Source organism: Vibrio sp. 10N.222.48.A3 (assembly GCF_041475345.1).
Taxonomy (GTDB): domain Bacteria; phylum Pseudomonadota; class Gammaproteobacteria; order Enterobacterales; family Vibrionaceae; genus Vibrio; species Vibrio tasmaniensis_A.
The window spans coordinates 1-992 of sequence record NZ_JBFRVX010001006.1 but is presented as its reverse complement, the minus strand read 5'-3'; the positions used below and the strand labels follow the sequence as shown (position 1 = coordinate 992).

Genomic DNA, 992 nt, shown 5'->3' with positions numbered 1-992 from the left:
CGCTAGAGAGATAGCTAAAGAGGTTCCGTAAGAACCTGCGCCAATTACTGTCATGGCGATCTCTTTGCCGTAAGCGTTTGTCGAGATTGTCGGGCGAATTGTTTCTGTCATGCTTCCACCTAAAAATAATGAGGGAAATCGAAGAGTTCTGGAAAAGCTTTCCACTAAAATCAGAGGAGCTTTCAATTTTAGTACAGTGTAAAGAAAAAATGCACATCGCAGAAGTTGCGATGTGCATTTAAAAGCTAACTAGCGCTTGAATCGTTGGAGTTAAGTTCTACTTTGAGACTTAAGCCTGTTCGCCTTCAGCTTGCTGAGCTTGGTTTTGTAGGTAGTTCATGAACAAAGCATCAAAGTTAACTGGTGCTAGGTTCAGTTGTGGGAACGTACCTTTAACCACTAGGCTAGAAATTGTTTCTCGAGCGTATGGGAACAGGATGTTCGGGCAAAATGCACCTAGGCAATGAGCTAGTTGGCCAGCTTCCATTTCGCTTGCAGAGAAGATGCCGCCTTGTTGAACTTCACAAAGGAATGCAGTGTCTTCTGCATTCTTAACTGTAACCGTTAGACGTAGGATTACTTCGTACACGCCTTCGCCAAGTTCACGGCTTTGAGTGTCTAGGTCCAGTTTTACATCTGGGTTCCACTCTTTTTGAAACATGTCTGGAGAGTTTGGCGCTTCGAAAGATACGTCTTTTAGGAAGATACGTTGGATTGCGAAGTTCTGTTGTGCGTCTTGTTGTGCTGCTTCAGCCATTTTCTTATCCTTAAAAATTTATAATTAGGCTTCGTTCGCCATCTCTGTTGAACAAAACCTTAAAGTCATATTCGTTTAGTTAGGTCAGCTTACCTTTAACTACTTTTTACCTTTCACCAAAGGTAGGTTAGCTTCGCTCCAAGCCACTAAGCCGCTTTTCAGCACGCTTACGTTTTCGAAACCAGCTTTAACCAGTAGGTTAGCGCTTTCTTGAGCTGTTTGACCTGTCTTACAT

At 42.9% G+C, this 992-nt stretch carries 2 protein-coding genes and 1 pseudogene; all 3 read right to left on the bottom strand.

Going from position 1 to position 992, the window contains the following annotated elements:
• Positions 1-111 (bottom strand): annotated as a pseudogene (locus AB4653_RS22990) (glycerol-3-phosphate dehydrogenase); the annotation flags it as partial.
• Positions 112-289: 178 nt separating this feature from the next.
• Positions 290-757 carry a protein-export chaperone SecB gene (gene secB, locus AB4653_RS22985; RefSeq protein WP_009847959.1) on the bottom strand — a complete coding sequence of 156 codons (468 nt, stop codon included), beginning with the start codon at positions 755-757 and terminating at the stop codon, positions 290-292.
• A 99-nt stretch (positions 758-856) separates the two neighbouring features.
• On the bottom strand, positions 857-992 hold a 136-nt coding region (locus AB4653_RS22980; protein ID WP_372105407.1), incomplete at its 5' end, for a rhodanese-like domain-containing protein.